Annotated in this window: 19 protein-coding genes and 1 pseudogene; 14 read left to right on the forward strand and 6 right to left on the reverse strand. The window is 43.0% G+C overall.

Features of this window, described 5'->3' with window-relative positions:
• The first annotated feature begins 129 nt into the window (after positions 1-129).
• From CHH58_RS13640 to CHH58_RS13650, 3 genes are all read left to right on the forward strand, one after another.
• Positions 130-417: an NUDIX domain-containing protein gene (locus CHH58_RS13640; RefSeq protein WP_095262686.1), complete on the forward strand. Its 288-nt coding sequence runs from the start codon at positions 130-132 to the stop codon at positions 415-417.
• A gap of 251 nt (positions 418-668) precedes the next feature.
• Entirely contained in the window at positions 669-1,079 is a 411-nt protein-coding gene (locus CHH58_RS13645) for a MerR family transcriptional regulator (RefSeq protein WP_170937631.1), read from the forward strand.
• A gap of 144 nt (positions 1,080-1,223) precedes the next feature.
• Complete coding sequence (locus CHH58_RS13650) at positions 1,224-1,970, forward strand: class I SAM-dependent methyltransferase (protein ID WP_095233362.1); 747 nt, start codon at positions 1,224-1,226, stop codon at positions 1,968-1,970.
• Here CHH58_RS13650 and pabB read toward each other — a convergent pair.
• A complete protein-coding gene (gene pabB / locus CHH58_RS13655; protein ID WP_170937632.1) occupies positions 1,967-3,700 on the reverse strand; it encodes an aminodeoxychorismate synthase component I in 1,734 nt (577 codons plus the stop codon). The two genes, CHH58_RS13650 and pabB, sit on opposite strands and share 4 nt — an antisense overlap.
• 138 nt (positions 3,701-3,838) lie before the next feature.
• On the opposite strand from pabB, the gene CHH58_RS13660 reads away from it, so the two are divergent.
• From CHH58_RS13660 to CHH58_RS13695, 9 genes and pseudogenes are all read left to right on the forward strand, one after another.
• A complete protein-coding gene (locus CHH58_RS13660; RefSeq protein WP_095261030.1) occupies positions 3,839-4,021 on the forward strand; it encodes a hypothetical protein in 183 nt (60 codons plus the stop codon).
• 19 nt (positions 4,022-4,040) lie between these two features.
• A complete protein-coding gene (locus CHH58_RS13665; protein ID WP_095261031.1) occupies positions 4,041-4,223 on the forward strand; it encodes a hypothetical protein in 183 nt (60 codons plus the stop codon).
• 57 nt (positions 4,224-4,280) lie between these two features.
• Positions 4,281-4,751, forward strand: a complete 471-nt coding sequence (locus CHH58_RS13670) for a GNAT family N-acetyltransferase (protein ID WP_095261032.1) — start codon at positions 4,281-4,283, stop codon at positions 4,749-4,751.
• A 19-nt stretch (positions 4,752-4,770) separates the two neighbouring features.
• Complete coding sequence (locus tag CHH58_RS18465) at positions 4,771-4,929, forward strand: hypothetical protein (protein ID WP_170937633.1); 159 nt, start codon at positions 4,771-4,773, stop codon at positions 4,927-4,929.
• A 63-nt stretch (positions 4,930-4,992) separates the two neighbouring features.
• A complete protein-coding gene (locus tag CHH58_RS13675; RefSeq protein ID WP_095261034.1) occupies positions 4,993-5,238 on the forward strand; it encodes a GNAT family N-acetyltransferase in 246 nt (81 codons plus the stop codon).
• Positions 5,160-5,741: pseudogene (locus CHH58_RS13680) on the forward strand (GNAT family N-acetyltransferase); the annotation flags it as partial. The gene CHH58_RS13675 and the pseudogene CHH58_RS13680, both read left to right, overlap by 79 nt.
• A 37-nt stretch (positions 5,742-5,778) precedes the next feature.
• A complete protein-coding gene (locus CHH58_RS13685; protein ID WP_095230701.1) occupies positions 5,779-5,970 on the forward strand; it encodes a hypothetical protein in 192 nt (63 codons plus the stop codon).
• A gap of 712 nt (positions 5,971-6,682) precedes the next feature.
• A complete protein-coding gene (locus CHH58_RS13690; protein ID WP_141235019.1) occupies positions 6,683-7,552 on the forward strand; it encodes a methyl-accepting chemotaxis protein in 870 nt (289 codons plus the stop codon).
• 14 nt (positions 7,553-7,566) lie between these two features.
• Positions 7,567-9,027: an aldehyde dehydrogenase family protein gene (locus tag CHH58_RS13695; protein ID WP_095262688.1), complete on the forward strand. Its 1,461-nt coding sequence runs from the start codon at positions 7,567-7,569 to the stop codon at positions 9,025-9,027.
• A gap of 55 nt (positions 9,028-9,082) precedes the next feature.
• Here the strand turns inward: CHH58_RS13695 and CHH58_RS13700 are convergent, their stop codons facing one another.
• The 4 genes from CHH58_RS13700 to CHH58_RS13715 form a co-directional block, all read right to left on the reverse strand.
• Entirely contained in the window at positions 9,083-9,562 is a 480-nt protein-coding gene (locus tag CHH58_RS13700) for a cupin domain-containing protein (protein ID WP_095262689.1), read from the reverse strand.
• Between the two features lie 118 nt (positions 9,563-9,680).
• Positions 9,681-11,474, reverse strand: coding sequence for a rhamnogalacturonan lyase (locus tag CHH58_RS13705; protein ID WP_095262709.1), 1,794 nt, complete (start codon positions 11,472-11,474; stop codon positions 9,681-9,683).
• A gap of 242 nt (positions 11,475-11,716) precedes the next feature.
• The gene (locus CHH58_RS13710; protein ID WP_095262690.1) at positions 11,717-13,069 is read right to left on the reverse strand and encodes a M20/M25/M40 family metallo-hydrolase; all 1,353 of its coding nucleotides are present in this window, start codon (positions 13,067-13,069) and stop codon (positions 11,717-11,719) included.
• 18 nt (positions 13,070-13,087) lie between these two features.
• Positions 13,088-14,302 (reverse strand): hypothetical protein, encoded by a 1,215-nt coding sequence (locus CHH58_RS13715; RefSeq protein WP_095230697.1) that lies wholly within the window; start codon positions 14,300-14,302, stop codon positions 13,088-13,090.
• A gap of 158 nt (positions 14,303-14,460) precedes the next feature.
• On the opposite strand from CHH58_RS13715, the gene CHH58_RS13720 reads away from it, so the two are divergent.
• Complete coding sequence (locus tag CHH58_RS13720) at positions 14,461-15,648, forward strand: diguanylate cyclase (protein ID WP_095262691.1); 1,188 nt, start codon at positions 14,461-14,463, stop codon at positions 15,646-15,648.
• On the opposite strand, the gene CHH58_RS13725 is transcribed toward CHH58_RS13720, so the two are convergent.
• Positions 15,637-16,587, reverse strand: a complete 951-nt coding sequence (locus tag CHH58_RS13725) for a LysR family transcriptional regulator (RefSeq protein WP_095230694.1) — start codon at positions 16,585-16,587, stop codon at positions 15,637-15,639. The two genes, CHH58_RS13720 and CHH58_RS13725, sit on opposite strands and share 12 nt — an antisense overlap.
• Before the next feature lie 179 nt (positions 16,588-16,766).
• On the opposite strand from CHH58_RS13725, the gene CHH58_RS13730 reads away from it, so the two are divergent.
• Positions 16,767-17,669, forward strand: coding sequence for an RluA family pseudouridine synthase (locus tag CHH58_RS13730; protein ID WP_095233368.1), 903 nt, complete (start codon positions 16,767-16,769; stop codon positions 17,667-17,669).
• Positions 17,670-17,798: the final 129 nt, after the last annotated feature.

The following is a 17,798-nucleotide window of genomic DNA, read 5'->3' on the forward strand; positions in this document are numbered from 1 at the left end:
GAACTTATGCAAATCTTCTTATGAAGATTTACAATATAGTTCGGTTTTTTATATGGCTAAAACACTTTTGTCCCAGCCTCTTTCTTTTTTACTGTATACTTTCGTTTACAAAAGCAAAGGAGGATACATATGCGTGCGTTCGGTAATAAAGAGCAAGGAAAAAACTATGTAGAGAGACGGGCTGTATACGGGATTCTGCAAGGGGGCATATCCGGAAAAATAGGCGTGATTTGTAAAAGAAACGATCAATTATTTATGTTACCTGGAGGTGGAATAGAGAACGATGAGAATGAATTAGAATGTCTGGAAAGAGAGGTCATGGAGGAAACTGGCTACACAATAAACGAGCCAGCATTTCTATGTCAAGGAACACAATACTTTAAGTCAGAGATGCTAGTCACTATATACAAAATATAGGGAGTTTCTACAGCTGTACACTGGGAGTTAAAGAGAAAGAACCAATGGAAGAGGATCATGAATTGATTTGGCTGAATCCTGAAGAAGCAGCAAGCAGATTATTTCATCGGCACCAAGCTTGGGCAGTCCGGCAATATATTGGATTACTAGATTAAATCACGATCAGCTTATATGTGCTTTGGATTCTAACTTCCCTATAGTATACTTTAGGAAAGTGTTTCCAATTATACATATAGCAAGGGGGAATGGATTTGTCTGAACAAGAAATGCAGTATACTGCAAAGGATTTGGCTGCTTCATTGGATGTGACAACCTCGACGCTGCGAAGATGGGCGATTGCATTGGAAAGTGCTCATTATCCGTTTCAGCGAAACGAAAAAGGACAGCGGATATATGCAGAACAGGATATGGCTACATTAGAAGAGTTAAAGAAATTACTTGGAGAAAAAATGACTTTTGCAGATGCTATCCAGCAGCTAACCGGGCATACCAAAACTGAGAAAAAGTCAGAAACAGAGAAATTGAACGTAACTGCGGAGGAAGTGGAGAAGCTTGTCTCACGTGCAGTGAAAAAAGCAGTAAAGAAAGAACGGGAAAAGCTGTTTAAGCAGATGAAGAAACAGATGAAAAAAGAGCTGGAGAAGTTGAAAGATAAAAATTGAATAGGTCACACAGGTGATCTTTGTTTACCTAAAGAAGATACGCCTCAATCTAAATGATACAAAAATCTGAATTATAAGTCTAGTCTTTTTTTTATATGATGCCAAAATAGAATTGTATTCGATTATAGTTTAGGAGGCGTTATTGTGAAGCAGAATATTTATGACAATAAGGTGTTTTTTGAGAATTACAAAGCTCTTCGAGAAGATCCAGTGAATTACAATGAACTTTTGGAGCAGCCAGAGATAAAACGAATGCTGCCCGACTTAAACGGCAAACATGTATTGGATATCGGCTGTGGCATGGGAGACTTGGCAATGTATTGTGCAGAGCAGGGTGCAGCGAGTGTGACTGCTATAGATCCATCCAGCAAAATGCTGCAGGAAGCAAAAACCAGAAATGGTCATCCTTCAATCGAATATGTTCAAACAGCATTAGAGGATGCAGTGTTGAAAATAGAGAGCTACGATATTGCTGTCAGTTCACTAGTAATGCATTATGTAGCAGACTACGATGCAGTCATCCAGTCTATCCATGCTGCTCTAAAAGAAGACGGTATCCTCTTGTTCTCCACCGAGCATCCAATTGTAACTGCCAGAAAAGAAGGCAACAAATGGATTGCAGATGCAGAAGGGAACCGGATTCATTTCGCAGTGGACAACTATCAGGAACAAGGCAGACGTGAACAGAAATGGTATGTGGATGGCGTCGTTTATTACCATCGGTCGATTGCTGCGCTATGCAACGGACTTATACGGAATGGTTTCAGTCTCGAGGAAGTAACAGAGCCAATGCCAAATGAAGCGGCAATTGCTCAGCTGCCACGGATAGAGCATGAGCTGCGCCGGCCATCATTCATTATTTTGAAAGCGAGAAAAACAGCCCGTCCTTAATGGACGGGCTCCATTTCTACCCAGCCTCGAACACTGTTGATCAGCCAGATACGAGAGGAAGTTTGGAGGTCAGCTTTCGTCAAGACAGCTTCTTGAATCGTACCTTTTTCCAATAATTCTTCTCGCAATGTACCTGGCAGAAGACCGCTAGTAACAGGAGGCGTCAACAGTTTGTCATCCTGTTCGATGACAAGATTGCCAATTGTAAATTCGGTCAGCTCGCCAGCCTCATTCCAAAGCAGTGTATCAAACACGTCTGACTTTCTTATCTTGTAATCTTCATATACTTTGCGAAAGGTCGTCTTGTGATAATAGTATCGGTTTTTCCTGTCAATTGGTGTTGCAGCCAAAGCGAAATACTGTATATTTTTTATCAATGCTGGCATTTCACTATAAAAGAGTTCGAGCTGTCCGCTCTGATCAGCTAAAAGACGTATCCGGTGGGATTGTTCTGGGTGCTCAATTTGTTGTTGATACAGAAGCTTGCGGACAGCCGCTTCTTTAACCGGGATGCTGAAGTAATCTGCAGACTGCAGCAGACGGCGTATATGTCTATCCTCCAATAAGAAAACACCACTTGAATACGCGAGCGTTTCCAGCAGCTCGAAATCTGGAAGCTGCTCCTGCAGTACAGAGGATTTGGCGATTGCTTCCTCATACTCACCCCCAGCAGTAGAATCCCAAGTGATACCGCCGCCGACACTATAGGTAGCTTGTTTTTCTGCTTTGTCTACAATTGCAGTACGGATGGGCACATTGAATACAGCTTCACCGCCTGTCTCAATATAGCCAATGGCACCACAGTAGACCTCACGCGGTTCTGGTTCAAGGGTCGAAATTACTTTCATTGTGCTAGCTTTCGGAGCGCCTGTGATCGATCCGCATGGAAAGAGGGCACGCATGATATCGGTAATCGTTGTGCCCGGCACTGTTTCTGCTTCTACTGTTGAAGTCATCTGGTAAACTGTCGGGTATTTTTCAATTGTATATAAAGCAGGAACATGCACACTACCAAGCTTGGCAACCCGGCTGATATCATTGCGCAGTAAATCGACAATCATGACATTCTCGGCACGGTCTTTGACAGAGGCAGCTAGAGTTTCCCGCTGTTCAAGATCCTGGGTGTATGTAAGTCCACGCTTGATCGTACCTTTCATTGGCTTTGTAATAATACGTTCTCCATCCCAGCGGAAAAATAATTCAGGAGAAGCGGATAGAATTGCAGTATCTTCCCACGACAAATAGGCAGTATAATCGGCACGCTGCGCTCGCTGCATTTGGCGGAAAAGAGCAGCAGAATCACCAGCAAAGGCTGTGCGCAGACGCATTGTATAATTCGTCTGATATGTATTGCCAGCAGCAATTTCCTCTTTAATCGTCTGGATGGCTTGATTATATATTGTTTTTGAGATTGCTGGCTGCCAGTTCAGCTTAATTGGAGCTTCACCAATTGATTCTGGCTGCTCTTTACTAAAGGTCTTGTAAATACCGAATTGCAAAAGGGGCAGTTTTGATCCTTCAGCAGTGACATAGCTTGGATCGAATGCTCCAGCAGCTTCATAGGAAAGGTAGCCGGCAGCGTAATATCCCTGTTCTGTATATACTTGCACCTGCTCCAGGCAGGGAATGACTTCATCTATTGTGTATGCAGTCAGCAGTGTATGCTGCTCTGTGAAACGTCGATGCTGTGTTTTTCCATTTGCATCAGCAAAATTGAAATAAGCGTACATACAATATCTCCTTTCTTGCTCTATTAGTATCTCATATGGTGCACAAGCGGAATAGCTTATCGACATAGAGGAATTATTGAAACTATTTCCACATTATCTCCGTATTAGTAGGTACAATCTTTTAGGAGGAGTTACAAGTTGCGGACGATCCAAGTGTTGAAGGAATTAGGCTTTTGGGTGTTTGCTTGCATCTATTTGATCGGGATCAGTCCCAATTTAGACGGCTATGTACTCTGGATACCGGATCTGCTTATCTGTGCGGCTATTGTACTTTCACTGACTGCATACGTACTTCGCTTCGGGCGGAAGAAAGAGTATTAGTAAGTGGAGGTAACAAGGGATGAAACGATTCGACTATACTGACGTCATTATATTGCTCACCTTCATCGTGTTTATGACTAGTATAGATTTAAGTCATATGAAATTGTTGGAATGGGGAGTTCTGATCGTATACAGTATATGGGCTTTCTTGATGGGACTTAAGACTATAGACATCTTGAAACAATCAAGGCCAGAGAACTGATAGCCTGCAAGAGCTCTAATCTTAGTTGATCACATTATCTCAGATGGAGGTAAGAGAATGCATATCACATTACATAAAGCAACAGAGGCAGATGCGGAGCTGATACATGAATACCAGGTCGCAGCTTTTAAGCCGTTACTTAACAAGTATCAGGATATGACTTCAAACCCTGCTAATGAGCCGTTATCACGTACAATCGACCGCATTAACAGAACAGACGGAGGATTTTACAGGATACTGACAGAGGGACAATTTACGGGCGCCATTTGCCTTTTTTCGAAAGAACCTGATGTTTATTGGATCAGTCCGATCTTCATTCATCCTGCCCACCAAGGGAAGGGAATCGCACAGCAGGCCCTTAAGCTGGCAGAAAATATGTTTCCGGATGTCAGGATTTGGCGTTTAGCTACCTTGCGGGAAGAAAAGGGCAACTGTCATTTGTATGAAAAAATAGGATATCAACTGACTGGTAAGATACAGACGTTGAATGAGCAGGCAACGGTGATCTATTACGAAAAGCGAATATAAAGATATGCGGTGGGTGATTATGCGAAAAGACCTCATGTTTGCTGAAAGGATACTGGCTGGTCTTCATCCTGTTGATGAGCATAGCAAAACAGCATTAGCTGATCTTTTTCACGAGGGCTTCAGAGATACGATAGATGAGGAGTATGATAACAGAAAGGCTTATACAGGCTGTGATTAATGGAAAGTATGGTCAATTCCTGCCTTCTTGTTCTTATTTCTCTCAAACTCCTAAAAGGTTACGATGGTAACGCTCTTCCGTTCTGTTCCTTTGCTTGCTTATGTAGTCACAGCTCCAAGATGGCAGGGAAAGGGGATGGCCACTACTTTAATACAGTCTAGTGAGCAGGCATTAATTCGCCAAGGCTACCAAACACTTTACTTGGTAGTGACCAAACAAAATTATCGCGCATGCTCACTTTATCGGAAGTTAGGATTCCGAGAAGTGGGGGAGAACTGGAATTTGGTGCTAGGAAGGGAGAAACAGTAGTGATTGAAGTAAGATTAATCAAAGAACAGGATGCAGAGTATCTTTTATCTCTGGAACTGCGGAATATGGAGTTCTTTCAGCTTTATACGGGTAAACGTGATGAACACTTTTATACTTTGGATGGTCAGCGGGAGCGTATTGAAAGGGCTATTGCTTCTGCTGCTGAGGATACAGGATATTATTTTGTCATTCTTTTGAATGGAAATATTATCGGTATTATCATGCTGTCGGAGGTTGTACGCTGGAATCTTCAGAGCAGCTGGATCGGCTATTTCCTTGATAAGGAACAGAACGGAAAAGGGTATATGACAGAGGCGGTCCGCCAGGTAGTGGCTATTGCTTTTGATGAATTGGAATTTCATCGGTTAGAAGCAGGTGTAATGCCGCATAATATCGGCTCTATCAAGGTGCTGTTAAAGGCAGGCTTCCATAAGGAAGGTATCGCCAAGCAAAATGTCAAAATCAACGGAAAGTGGCAGGATCATCAAACTCTTGCTATCATTAACCCTCGGGACCTCATGTAAAGGAGAGGGTAATAAGATGAGCAAATGGCTGATTATAGCGGGAGTATTGGTGGAAATTATCGGTATTCTATTGATATTGTTCTGGCAAGTAGATGATATGCTTGCGATTATTACTGGTATAGTAATAATTGTCATAGGGGTAGTACTTTTCCAAATCGGATATTGGCGTATCATAAGAGCTCGTAAAAGAGGAATGAAAAGAAGATAAAGAAGCTGGCTGATGGGGAAGCTCAATCAGCTGGCTTTTTTATATAAATTTATGCTAGGTTTGTCTGCTGTTCTGTTATGCTAATTGTTATCCAGTGAAAAGGGGTGTTATCAATAATGAAGAGCAAGTCACCTTCTATTGCGAGCTCTCTTATATGCTGCTATATCTTTCTCTCTTGTAATACAGTTGAAGCCTCATCAGACCCCCACTCATCCGTATCTATAACAAAAGTACAGACATTTTTATTTGCAGTTCAGACCCAGTCTACCAAGAGACTAACGGAAAATATACGACAGAAGATTTCCAAAATGAAATACCAGTTGAGATGCCAGTAGCTGAAGAATCTTTGCTGAATACCTTTTTTAATAATGACGCGCAAGAAACAATCTCTTCTGAAACAGATCAAATGATTCCACAAATAATTCCCTTTAAGCAAAAGCCAATAAGCCTTTATCCGCAAAGCTCCTACATTCATTGTTTACTGTCTGCCCATATGAGTGCAGATACCTATGTTAATCAACCTCTCCTATTGAGATAGGTCATAAAGTCTATAAAACACCAAATATTTCTCCATCTTGCCGCTTGAGTAGTAAATAATACCTTGGAAATATTTATTTATTAATATTCCATTTTTACCAAATCACTTTACAAAACTGGAATATTGTCGATATATAGTAATAGAGTGAAATTTTATGAATAGGGGCTTGATGTAATGAGTATGCAAGTACATGAGCAGACGGAACAGGCATTGCATCCGAAGTTGGACGCCTTTGTAAAGGTAGGACCCTACTTGCAGGATCTAATCAATGAAGATGTCACGATTGGTATCTACAACACGGAGAAGTTAATTATTAATTTCCCTGCTAAGACCTTTTCATTGAATGTTACACCCGGAGATCCATTAATGGACGGGGATATCGTAACAGCGGCTATCCGCCAGAATAAAAATCAGTATGCAGTCGTACCGGAGGAGCTTTTTGGCGTCAGTATTATCGCCCGGGCTATCCCGCTTCACGATGAAGCAGGAAATGTAATAGGCGGTGTCGGAGTCGGATTGAGCATTGAAAGTGCGAATCAATTGTCTACTATTGCTTCCAACCTCTCTGACGTTATTGGCGATGTAACTGCAACAATCCAGGATATGGCGCAATCTATCTCTGGTTTGGCAGAAGGCATGAATTACATATCTAAAAAAGCTTCAGAGGTAACGGAAAGCGTAGATACGATCGAGGAAGTATCTAACGTCGTTAAGGGAATAGCGGATCAGAGCAACTTGCTGGGTCTCAATGCTGCTATTGAAGCTGCGCGGGCTGGAGAACAGGGACGCGGATTCAGTGTGGTTGCAGATGAAATCCGCAAGATGGCAACTGGATCCAAGGATCAGGTTACCGAGATTCATCAGATTACCGAGAAAATCAAGACTGTCATCGGTAAGCTGGGCAATTCCATTCAAGAAGCAAATGCAGAATCAGATACACAATCAGCTGCCATCGAAGAGCTGACAGCTACAATGGAAGAGATTAACGCTAATGTACAAACTCTAGCAAATCTAGCAAAAGAGAATATCTCAATCAAAGACTAATAGAGGTGACGGACATGGAAAATTTCAAGCATTTGAACAGTCAGTATATTAATGGAGAATGGCGTGAGGGCCAGAGCAGTGTGAACATGGAGAATCGCAATCCATATAACGGTGAGCTAATTGCTACTTATCAAGCTGCAAGCTTAGATGATTTGAACGAAGCATATGAAGCATCTGCTCGTGTTCAGAAAGAATGGGCAAAAACAAACCCGGTAGCACAGCGTGCTGTCTTCGAAAAAGCGGTTGCTTATCTTGAAGCGAATCATGAAGCGTTTGTTGAGACTATCATCGAAGAAATTGGCGGAACAAGACTGAAAGCTGAATTCGAGATCGGTCTCGTTACAAATATCATCAAGGAAGCTTCCACATTCCCATTCCGCATGAACGGCCAAATTTTGCCGTCCCCGATTGATGGCAAGGAAAACCGTGTTTATCGTGTGCCGGTTGGAGTTGTGGGGGTTATCAGCCCATTCAACTTCCCATTCTTCCTATCCATGAAATCTGTTGCTACTGCTTTGGCAGCTGGAAATGGTGTTGTATTGAAACCGCACGAACATACAGCAATTACTGGTGGTACGATGATTGCGAAGCTATTCGAGGAAGCAGGTCTTCCAAAGGGCTTGCTGAATGTTATCGTGACAGAAATCAGTGAAATTGGTGATAACTTCGTAGAGCATCCAATTCCGCGTGCTGTTTCCTTCACAGGATCTACTAAAGTCGGTAAACATATCGGAATGGTAGCCGGTAAGAATTTGAAGGAAGCGCATTTGGAGCTTGGCGGTAACAGTGCATTGGTAGTTTTAGAGGATGCAGATATGGAACTTGCGGTCAGTGCAGCAGTATTCAGCCGTTTCACGCACCAAGGCCAGATCTGTATGTCTGCCAACCGTCTTATCGTACATGAAGATGTGTATGATGAATTCGTCGAAAAATACTTGGCGAAGGTTTCCACGCTTACTTGCGGTGACCCGAAAGATCCAAGCACAATCATCGGACCTCTTATTAACGAACAGCAAGTGAAAACGACTGTAGCGTTGATTGAAAAAGGGATCAAAGAAGGTGCAACTCCGCTCATTAAAGGTAAAGTAGAAGGTAACATTGTCGAGCCAGTAGTATTCGGTGATGTGACACCAGATATGACACTTGCAAACGAAGAACTGTTTGCCCCAGTTGTTAGCATCCTGAAAGTGAAAAGTGATGCAGAAGTGTTGGCTTATGCAAATAACAGTGATTATGGCTTGAGCGGCGCAATCCACACAAGAGATGTAGAACGAGGTGCGGAGCTTGCGAAACAAATGGATACTGGTATGATTCACATTAACGATGGTACGATCAATGATGAACCTACAGTCGCATTTGGCGGCGTGAAGAATTCCGGCCTTGGCCGCCTGAATGGCGACTGGAGCCTTGATGCATTCACAACGACAAAATGGATCAGCATTCAGCACGATCGCAGACAATATCCGTATAGCTAAAGAGAAGAAGACCCACAGCATAGAAGGCTGTGGGTCTTTCTTAATTTCTATATTGCTACTCTGCAGCCATGGCATCCTGTTTGGTTCGATGAACTGTGCCATATGGATGTTCAGGCGGTGCATAAATAGTATAAAGCTTCAAAGGTGTACGACCGGCATTTATCACATTATGCCATGTTCCGGCAGGGACAAAGATGGCATAATCATCTTGGACATATTGCTGATATTGTAAGTTGTCTTTCCTAGGTCCCATTTGGACTAGTCCATGCCCGGATTCAATGCGCAGGAACTGATCAACATTCGGATGCCTCTCCAAACCGATATCTTCTCCTGGTCGGATACTCATCAATGTCACTTGAAGATGTTTTCCTGTCCAGATAGCTGTCCGGAAGAATCGATTATTTTCTGTAGCTTGTTCGATGTCGACAACATGTGGTGAATTTCCGTGATCGTGTATTTGCTGCTGCCACTGATAATTACGCCAATCGTTTGGACTTGGGTGCCAGTGATAGTGGGGCGGATTTCTATAATACATTTTTTCTTCTCCTTTGATGCAGTTATACCTTATTCTATGCTGTTGCCTATTGCGCGTTCTTATTAGAAAAGCCAAATGAAAGAGTACAGGAGGTTATCCTGTACTCTTAAAACAGCAATCATTTAGCTTTTATCACTTCAATTCTTGGCATCTCTGGCTGTTTCATATCATTTCCCAAGAAATAACTTGTGTGAGGCGGCTGGTTATAAGCAACATTCTGCCAAGCAACGCCTAAGCGGTAAACAGGATCGTGCATTAAGGTAGGGAGTTTTTCTTCGGTTATGTCTGTTGTCGTATAAAGGACGAGAGCGCTGCTGTCCTCTGTGCGCCAGATAGCTTCCTCACGCCAGTCACCGATTAAATCAGCCTGCAGGGCAGGATTTCCTTTTGTTCCATTGTTGGAGTAAGTTCCTTCGGCATCGAGTAATGTATCCAATTTTTCTGTTTCCGGGTTCCATTTTCCGATCAAGCCAGTACCAGTCTGGATGCTTTCATCAAAAGTATGATCAAGAATCTCACGAGTCAAGTCGCCGTCCCACCAGATAGCAAAGTTGGCAGGAGGGATGTTTGTTGAGATCTGCTCACCAGAAGCAGCGTAAAGTCCGCCTGTCGGGCTGTTCCATGCGCCGTCAATTGCCCACATTTCAGCTCCTGGATAGCGAGGATCGATATCAGATGCGAGCCCACGTCCTACATCTATGTTTGTCGGGATCCCCCAAATTAGTTCTCCTGTACGGGCATCGCGGAACTCTAATCCTGCTTCATTTGGATATGATTCATGTACTTGGAATACCTCAAGCCCTGGTCTGCTTGGGTCTAAATCACTAAGATGCATCGCATCACCGTGACCAAGACCAGTCGAATACAGCCCCGTCCCATCGTCGTCCAATGCCATCGCACCATAGATGATTTCATCTTTGCCGTCTTCATCCACGTCTCCGATACTCAAATTATGATTACCCTGCTGTGCATAAGCTTCATTTCCAGGTGTTTCGCTATTGAACATCCATTGCTTTTTCAGTTTGCCATCTTTATAGGTATACGCAGCAATTACTGTCTTTTCATAGTAGCCTCTTGCTTCAATGATACTCGGTGTTTTGCCATCCAGATAGGCGACTCCGGCAAGGAAGCGGTCGCCTCGGTTCCCATAGCAATCACCCCAATCGCAAATGTCGCCACGGGCTGGTTCATAGTCGACTGTTTGCTTGATTTTGCCCGTGTTGCCTTCGAATACAGTCAAATATTCCGGCCCTTCGAGTATATAGCCTGATGCATTGCGATGATCCGCGTCTGGATCGCCGATAACTTTTCCTTTTGAATCTTTTGTTCCGTCAGCTGTTTTGACGACAAGCTCAGATTTTCCGTTACCATCAAAATCATAAACGAGCATTTGTGTGTAATGGGCACCTGCGCGGATATTATGACCAAGATCTATTCGCCATTTATGTGTCCCATCCATTTCATAAGCATCGATTAAAACATTGCCAGTGTAGCCAGAACGGGAATTATCCTGTGCATTTGATGGGTCCCATTTCAGAATGATCTCCCATTCTCCGTCACCATCCAGATCTCCGACGCTGGCATCATTGGCATTATAAGTATAGGACTTCCCATCTGGTGTTTTGCCATCAGCTGGCTTTTGGAGAGGGATATGCAGCTGATTGTTTTGCCATACTTTGATTTTATCCTGATCTACGCCTTTTCCGATTGCTTCTACACGATACACACTATTTGCAGTCCCATCCTTATCCAGGAAATTCGTGCTGTGTTTCACAGGTTTCCGAGTGATTTTCTTACCGTCGCGATATACATGAAAGGAGGTTTTTTTCGTATCGTTCCCGAGAAATCTCCAGCTTAAGAAAACGCCATCCTCTGTCTGGACAGCAACAGCGCCACGTTCCAAATATTCCATTTGTCTCTTAGGCAGTTTCTTGGCATCAGCAGAGAAGGGGATTGCGAATGTCAGAAGAAAGACGAGCAGCAATAGCAGACATTTTTTCAATGTGATCATTCCTCTCCTTTTAGTTGAAGCGCTTTCATTTTAATGCAGGAGAGAGGTTAATTCTTATTAGACAAGGCAGGGAATTCTCAAATATGGTTGTAAATATTTTTAAAAGCCATGCCTTTTCGGGCATGGCTTCATTTATTAGATTGTTATTTAGAAGACCCTAATGTATGGATCACATGAGCTGTACAATTGATGCCATTCAGGAAATAATCTACATCAAGATTCTCGTTCGGCGAATGGTTATGCTGATCAAAGTTCGCATAAGGAACGATGATAGATGGTAAGCCTAGAATCCCTGTCCATACATAATCCGGAAGGGAGCCGCCCATACTCGGCTGGATGAGCGGGTCTGTTTGGTATGCATTCTCGACTGCGCTAATGACTTTCTGAACAATCGGCAGCTCCGCTTTTGTGCGTGAGGGCTGCATGCTGCCCAAGTATGTAACCTCTACATCGGGGGCATAGGTTTGTACATGTTTTTGAATCTTTTCAAAGATATCGTTCGGATCCTGGTCGACGACGAGTCGGATATCCATTTTGAGCCGAGCTGTGGAAGGGATGATCGTTTTTGTTCCTTCTCCTGTATAGCCACTTTCCATACCGAAGATATTGAAAGTAGGCTCACCAGTCATCTTCTGATAGTAGGATGGACCATCCATGGACAGAGCAGGGTAGCCAATTTTTTCCCCTAATGATTTTTTGTCAAAAGGAAGCTTTGTGAGCAGCTGTTCCTCGTAAGCTGTGAACGGTCGGATTGCATCATAGAAGCCCTCGATTTTGACATGACCATCAGCATCTCGCATTGTATGCATCAGCTCGATCAGTTTCCAGGCAGGGTTAGGAACGATATTTCCAGTGTTACCTGAATGGTTATCCCGATCTGCTCCTTTAGCATCGAATTGAATGGATAGCATCCCGCGTACACCAAGCAGTACGAGTGGGGAAGAGCTGTTATGGGACGGACCATCAGATGTATAAACAAGATCCGCCTGCAGCATATCTTTATGCTCCTCTACAAATGCTGCAAGATTTGTACTGCCTTTTTCTTCTTCGCCTTCAAAGACGAATTTGATGTTGATCGGCAGCTCACCGACTGTATCTAAGTAGCTTTTGACGCCGAACAGCTGAGCCATCAGCTGACCTTTGTTATCACCCACACCACGGGCATAGATTTTGCCGTTACGGATTTGGGGCTCGAAGGGGGGAGATTCCCACGCATCGTAAGGCTCAGGAGGCTGTACATCGTAGTGCCCATAGATAAGCAAAGTGAAAGCTTCCGGATCCTTGATCAATTCTCCATATACGACAGGATGACCGGCCGTCGGAATGATTTTTGTCTCTATTCCGAGTTCCTCCATCATTCCTTTCAATAGTCCAGCGCATTCTTCAATTCCGTCATTCTGCGTACTGATGCTTCGCTGACGCAGCAAGGTGAAGAGCTGGTCCAGGAAGTCTTGTTTATTTGTTTGTATATAATCTTTTAATGCAGATGAGTTCATATAATTCTCCTTTATTTCTTAATTCAATGTTCCAATCAGAACTGTGGCGATCAGAATCGAACAAGTCGTCACTGTTGTGAAACCGCCCATAAGCATGGGTGTCACAATCTCATTCATGATGGCTTCTCGTTCTTCTTCTGTTTCTCCGACCTCGCGGCTGATTTCCTCACAGAGGATGTAGTCTGCAGGGAAACCGAAAAGTGCCGTCAATGCAACAGGCATGCCAAGATACTTTCCGACCCCGAGCAGCTTGGAAGCTAACAGTCCTCCTATTGTTACACCTGCTGTTCCTAGCAAACATATCAAGAGAATTTCTGGAATATAGCTGGCCAAAGCAGCTGGTGTCACATCATCCATTGAAGAAATAACGATAAAGATGACAGCAATCATGGCAATTCCGGTTGCATTTGCTTTTTCCATTGTCTTGGCAGGATAGAAGCCGATATAGGCACCAATTACCCCGATGATCAAACAGAAGATGGTGTAGTTGACACCGGTGACAGCATCAAGAACAACAGCGATACCGCTGCCCAAATAAAGCTGAAGAATGAAAATAAGGGATGTCTGATATTTTTCCGGCAAAAGTAATTTGCGTTCGTTCTGGGCTTTGACTACTTTATTCGGTCGTTCTTCTCCAGCTTCCTCTTTTTCCAAAGCTGCACCGCTGTGTAGGCGAGCCTGTACTTGTTGTTTCACAACAAGGGCATGCCTTTTTAAGAAGAAGGAAGCAAGTGGGATGCCGAATAGCTTATGAATGCTCAGTACTAATGCTGGGATGATGACAAGGCTGGATAATCCTAACTCGGTCAGTTTTTCACTCGTAACGAGATATGCTACAATTCCGCCGACGACCGGACCTGCACCAGCTACCGCAGTCTCATAATCAAAGAATATCGGAACAATTGCTAATACTAGTGCTACTGCAGTAAGGGAACCAATCAAAGCGATCAGGATAGGTTTCAGCTGTCCTTTGATCAAGGAGAAAGGAACAAGTGTACCAAGGTGGACGATGAATGGTGCAACAATCAGGGATCCGAAAGCAGTAATGACTGAATCAGACATAAGTCCATTTGGGATAATTCCTGCCCAAAGAAGGCCAACGTATAGCAGCAAAGCTGCCAGCAGCATCGGAATACGTGCTTTCGTCCAAATGGAGATGAGTTCTCCTAAACCTAACACAGCAATCAATAAAAGGGTGATCATGACAGGGTTACTACTGATCTCACTCCACATGTACATCCTCCTCCATTTTCTATGTAAGAATATTAATAAAAACTAAACCATATTCAGAAAATTGTCAACATACTAATCAATTAAAGCAGGAAATCTGCTAGGCTAAAAGTCTGGTTTTTTGTATAATAAGCTCATTCAATGGAGAAACGAGGAGAAGGATGGGTATCTTACATGCCTTTACACTGCCGTCTGTCCCTAAGGAAAACAAGCAGAAGTTTAAGGAAGTTGTCTTAGAGGAGAATTGGAAAAGGACGAAACTGTTCGCTATCATCATAGTAATCTTTGACGCTATCTTGATTGTGATGCAGCTCCCAGAAGGAATTGATTTATATGTAGGGCTGTATCTCGGACTATTTAGTGCAGCAGCAATCTACTTGCTTTGTATATACATAATGGAAAAAAAGAAGATATCAACCGGCTACAGAATGTTTATGATTCATTCCTTTGTCTTTCTGTTCCTGGCATGGGGGACAATGGTTACGCTGTTGGATCAGTTGCATTACGGCCATGTCATGGCATTCGTGGTGAATTATATGTGTGTATCGACATTGTTTCTGTCAAATGGAAGGCATTATCTCCTGTTTGCTCTTCCAAACGTTATTTTTCTTTATGTTGGCTTGCCTTTTTACCAGCAGTCGGCCGATATGGTGTCTGGTCATTATACGAATCTTACAGTATTCATCTTCTTTTGCTGGTTGGCGTCACAGCTGCTGTACAAGGGGTTCGCTGTAAACTTTTACAATAAGCTCTTGCTGACAGAGACGAATGAGGAATTGGAAGCGCAGATTGCCCAAAATGAAGTGATGAACGCGCAACTGAAGAAACAAGCAATGCTGGATGAGCTGACGGGTGTACCAAATAGACGAGGCTTTCAGGATTATATCAATTCTGTAATGACTGATGAGTCAAAGAGACGACTTTCTTTATTATTGCTGGATGTGGATGCATTCAAAAGCTATAACGATCATTATGGGCATTTGCGAGGAGATGAGGTACTGCGTCTTGTGGCACAAAGTATCTATCAGACCACAATGATTCCTACAGCTGGCTGGGCCAGGTATGGAGGAGAAGAATTTGTGCTTGCTGTTTTTGATCAGCCGTCTGAGAAATTGGACGAACTGGCCGAGGCAATTCGACAGGCGGTGCAGGAGCTTCGTATTGTCCATGCCTTTTCACCGGTAGCAGATAGGGTGACTGTAAGTATTGGTATATATAGTGCTGCTATATCAGATGGTGTGCAGCTATCGTATTTCATTGGTCAAGCGGATGAAGCTCTTTACGAAGCGAAACGTTCCGGCCGCAATACTGTTATAAAAAGAGAAGAGCTAAGCGAATCATTCGCTTAGCTCATTTTCCTTATACATGATTTGGGCGAACCGTTTCAATTCCTTTGTCAAACCGTTAATAGGTTCCTGAAATTGGCTATTTTCTCGATATTCAAGTGCTACAGACGCCGTATAATTCAAATCGTCTATCGGAATGATGACAATATTGGACATTCTCTGTTCACTAATATGATACAAGATCGATCGAGGCAGTACTGTAAATCCATGGCCGCTTTCTACAAAAGCAAGCATGTTCTGAACATCATCGACCATCTGATAGTCTTTGGCCTGCAATAACCCTAAAAGGGAGCTGATTTTATCCAAGTTATTCGTCAATGCTGCGTGCTCGAAGACAATCAATTTCTTATCGAGTTTGATTGAATTAACGAGCTTGCCACCCAAAATTGGAACATCATCCTTATGACAAAGGAAAACTAACTCGTCCTGGAGCAGCTGCTCACAGAGGAACGGAGTCTTTGCTTTATTTTCATAATGGATAGAAAACTGGATGCTGCCATATTCCAAAAGCTTCTTCAGGACATTCGTTGGTCTTGTAATGAATTTGAATGGAATGTGCGGGAAGTGTTCCTGCATGTAGGGGATGATAATGTGGTTGAATACCGGTGCAAGCCAAATGTTGATTCCAATCCGCAATTCATCCTTGCCTGCTGTAATACTGCTTAGCAACTGATAGCTTATTTTGTTATCACCAGTAAGTGCAAACGATGCATCCTGCAGTTCCCCGAGAAGCTCAATCGCATAGGGAAGGAAAAAATAACCTTCTTCGGTCAGTTCGATCCCGTCCCAGCTCCGTTTCAATAAGACGAAGTCAAGTTCTTCCTCCAGTTTTCGTATTCGTGTACTCAATGTAGGTTGTGTAATATGTAAGGCTTTTGATGCTTTTGATATACTTTTATTGGAGACAACTGAAAGAAACGACTCCAATCCGTCAATGTTCATTGTCCTTCACTCCTGCTGTTCTATACTGTTAATCTTATATTTTTTTGGGGAAAATGTATAGGAAACTGTATAAAATCCCTTTATCTTCAAGAGCAGTGCTTGTATTTCCAATCGAGAACAATTAAGATGAAAGGATGCACCCATGACGCCATAACGAATGGCATAGAAAGGATTTAATTATGAAAAATAAACGTCCACGCTCTCGCGGGTTCCAGCCTGCGAAGCCGAAAGTATATAACGTAACAGAAGAAGAAGAGCTATTGTCTTTCCTTTTAAAGGTTGTAGGCAAAAGCCGTAACTCAGTGAAATCTATCTTGGCCCGCGGTCAGGTTTCCATTGAAGGGCGTGTTTCCACGCAATTTAATGACAAACTGCTACCAGGACAAGAAGTAACTATCCGAACAGATACAGTAACAGAAGCAGCACCCCTGCAGGGCATTACGATTATGTATGAAGATGATACCCTCATTGTAATCGAGAAGGATTCAGGGCTTTTGTCAATTGCTTCCAACAATGAAAAAGAGAATACAGCTTACCGCCAGCTATCTGATTATGTAAAAGCGCAGCATAGTGATAATAAAATATTTGTCGTCCACCGACTTGACCGCGATACATCCGGTGTGATGGTATTCGCTAGATCAGAGAAAATTAAAAAGATAATGCAGGAATCGTGGCAAACAACGAAGGAACGAGCTTATGTTGCACTCGTTGAAGGCGACGTCTCCAAGTCAGAAGGAACCATTACCTCCTGGCTGAAGGAAACAAGTACACACAAGATGTATTCCAGTAAGTACGAGAACGACGGATTGAAGGCAGTGACGCACTACCAAGTACTTCAAGGGAACAAGGACTTTACGTTGATGGAAATCAGCCTGGAAACAGGACGAAAAAACCAAATTCGTGTCCACATGCAAGATATTGGGCATCCGATTGCAGGGGACAAAAAGTACGGAGCAGAAGATCGTTCCATCAAACGCCTTTGCCTGCATGCACGCAAGCTGAACTTCAAACATCCTGTCAATGGCATGCCATTAAGATTTGTATCTGATATTCCAAAGCTATTTACATCTAAATCCAGATAACTTGAAAAGCAGAGCAGATATGCTCTGCTTTTTTCTATAATAAAAATTTATGCCTATTGCTAGATATTTCCATATAAGAAGCTTGCTTCTTATGAAAATAGATGGATTTGGGATTGTCGAGCGTGAGTG

This window comes from Terribacillus saccharophilus (assembly GCF_002272745.1).
Taxonomy (GTDB): domain Bacteria; phylum Bacillota; class Bacilli; order Bacillales; family Amphibacillaceae; genus Terribacillus; species Terribacillus saccharophilus_B.

Coding starts and splice junctions, on each gene's coding strand:
- CHH58_RS13640 (WP_095262686.1), top strand. CDS start 130: ATGCGTGCGTTCGGTAATAAAGAGCAAGGAAAAAACTATGTAGAGAGA.
- pabB (WP_170937632.1), bottom strand. CDS start 3,700: ATGTACGCTTATTTCAATTTTGCTGATGCAAATGGAAAAACACAGCAT.
- CHH58_RS13665 (WP_095261031.1), top strand. CDS start 4,041: ATGAAACGATTCGACTATACTGACGTCATTATATTGCTCACCTTCATC.
- CHH58_RS13670 (WP_095261032.1), top strand. CDS start 4,281: ATGCATATCACATTACATAAAGCAACAGAGGCAGATGCGGAGCTGATA.
- CHH58_RS18465 (WP_170937633.1), top strand. CDS start 4,771: ATGCGAAAAGACCTCATGTTTGCTGAAAGGATACTGGCTGGTCTTCAT.
- CHH58_RS13675 (WP_095261034.1), top strand. CDS start 4,993: ATGGTAACGCTCTTCCGTTCTGTTCCTTTGCTTGCTTATGTAGTCACA.
- CHH58_RS13685 (WP_095230701.1), top strand. CDS start 5,779: ATGAGCAAATGGCTGATTATAGCGGGAGTATTGGTGGAAATTATCGGT.
- CHH58_RS13690 (WP_141235019.1), top strand. CDS start 6,683: ATGAGTATGCAAGTACATGAGCAGACGGAACAGGCATTGCATCCGAAG.
- CHH58_RS13695 (WP_095262688.1), top strand. CDS start 7,567: ATGGAAAATTTCAAGCATTTGAACAGTCAGTATATTAATGGAGAATGG.
- CHH58_RS13700 (WP_095262689.1), bottom strand. CDS start 9,562: ATGTATTATAGAAATCCGCCCCACTATCACTGGCACCCAAGTCCAAAC.
- CHH58_RS13705 (WP_095262709.1), bottom strand. CDS start 11,474: ATGGAATATTTGGAACGTGGCGCTGTTGCTGTCCAGACAGAGGATGGC.
- CHH58_RS13710 (WP_095262690.1), bottom strand. CDS start 13,069: ATGAACTCATCTGCATTAAAAGATTATATACAAACAAATAAACAAGAC.
- CHH58_RS13715 (WP_095230697.1), bottom strand. CDS start 14,302: ATGTGGAGTGAGATCAGTAGTAACCCTGTCATGATCACCCTTTTATTG.
- CHH58_RS13720 (WP_095262691.1), top strand. CDS start 14,461: ATGGGTATCTTACATGCCTTTACACTGCCGTCTGTCCCTAAGGAAAAC.
- CHH58_RS13725 (WP_095230694.1), bottom strand. CDS start 16,587: ATGAACATTGACGGATTGGAGTCGTTTCTTTCAGTTGTCTCCAATAAA.
- CHH58_RS13730 (WP_095233368.1), top strand. CDS start 16,767: ATGAAAAATAAACGTCCACGCTCTCGCGGGTTCCAGCCTGCGAAGCCG.